Source organism: Mesorhizobium sp. M1A.F.Ca.ET.072.01.1.1, from assembly GCF_004023325.1.
Taxonomy (GTDB): domain Bacteria; phylum Pseudomonadota; class Alphaproteobacteria; order Rhizobiales; family Rhizobiaceae; genus Mesorhizobium.
The window spans coordinates 1-1,564 of the sequence record NZ_RZSF01000617.1; the positions used below are offsets into that span (position 1 = coordinate 1).

The 1,564-nt window shown below is 61.1% G+C and carries 2 protein-coding genes; both read left to right on the plus strand.

All coding sequences use genetic code 11. The features are described from left to right. Positions 1 to 895 (plus strand): Gfo/Idh/MocA family oxidoreductase (locus EOA32_RS36965; protein ID WP_145971507.1); only part of this gene is annotated, 895 nt, incomplete at its 5' end. A 54-nt stretch (positions 896 to 949) separates the two neighbouring features. Further along, a partial coding sequence (locus EOA32_RS36970; RefSeq protein WP_245499529.1) for an inositol monophosphatase family protein occupies positions 950 to 1,564 on the plus strand: 615 nt, incomplete at its 3' end.

The following is a 1,564-nucleotide window of genomic DNA, read 5'->3' on the forward strand; positions in this document are numbered from 1 at the left end:
TCTCCATTTCGAGCCGTGCAAATTGTTTCTCGAAGCGGGGATTCCCGTCATCTGCGAAAAGCCACTGGTCCACTCCTCAGAAGAGGCGCGCGAGCTCCAGCGGATCGCTGCCGCAAACGAGACGTTCTTCGCCGTAACATACACCTATACAGGCTATCCAATGGTCCGAGACGCCCGCGCTCGCATCCGCGCGGGCGAAATCGGCCAGGTACGCTTCATGCATGTAGAGTACCTGCTGGAATGGTTGGTCAACGATCCCTCGAAGTTGGGCAAGGGCGGGGTATGGCGCGGCGACCCGGCAAAAGCGGGACCGACGGGCGCGCTGGGGGATATCGGAACCCACGCCTTCAACATCCTCGAATTTGTTTCCGGACTCCGGTGCACCGCACTCAACGCCAATTTGATGCGAACCGTTGACTCCTTCGGGCTAGACGACACTGACGTGATCCAGTTGGAATTCGAGGGCGGCGCCAACGGCCTTTTGTGGTCCTCTCTTGCCGCTCCGGGCCACCGCAACGGCCTGCGTTTCAAGATCGTCGGCTCGAAGGCCACCCTCGAGTGGCGTCAGGAGGCACCGGAGACACTCACGGCGTCCCGCCTCGGCGAAGGCGACCTTACCTATCGTCGCGGCCACGGCGACATGTCCTCGGATGCGCAACTTGCGACCAGTCTGCCGGCGGGCTCTCCTGAAGGTTACCTCGAGGCACTCGCCGTTCTATACAGCGATTATGCGACTGCGCTTGAAGCCGGCCGAAACTGGCGAGGTGCGCTCCCGGTGCCAATTGCAGACGTTTACGAAGGGCTGCGGGGCGTTCTGCTTTCCGAGATCAGCGTCAGTTCTTCAGCTTCCAAATCGTGGATTGCCTTCCCCGGCTCCGAGCAGACGAGCCAATGATCTTCTAAATCCTTGCCAAGGTGACACATGTCAAAGCCACCGGCCTCATCATTCTTGCACCGTCTCGCTGATTTGGCGGATGCCGAGACGCTGCCCCGCTATATGGTCGAGCTTGCCGTCGATACCAAGCCGAAGCCCGGATATAGATTCGATCCGGTGACCGAGGCGGATCGAGAAGCAGAAATCGCGTTACGTGCAGCTATAATGGCGGAGTTTCCCGAACACGCGGTACTTGGCGAGGAATTCGGCGAGACGGGCAGCGGTAGCGACTGGCGTTGGGTGCTTGACCCCGTGGACGGAACTCGACCTTTTATCTGCGGCATTCCCGTCTGGGGAACGCTCATCGGTCTGACGGTTCGCGGGCGCGCCGAGATGGGGATGCTCAGCCAGCCCTATATCGGCGAACGGTTCTGGGCGGACGCGACAGGCTCATGGCGCCAGCGCGCCGGTGAGCCCCAGCCACTCAGGACGCGTGGCATCGACACCCTCTCCGACGCCATTCTCCACACCAACTCCCCCGAACATTTTCACGGCGATCTCAAAGCTGGCTTCGAGCGGCTGAACAGCGCGGTCAAGATGACCCGGTACGGTGGGGAATGTTATGCCTTCGCCATGCTAGCGGCGGGCCGGATCGATCTGGCGGTTGAACCTTCCCTGCAGCCCTACGAC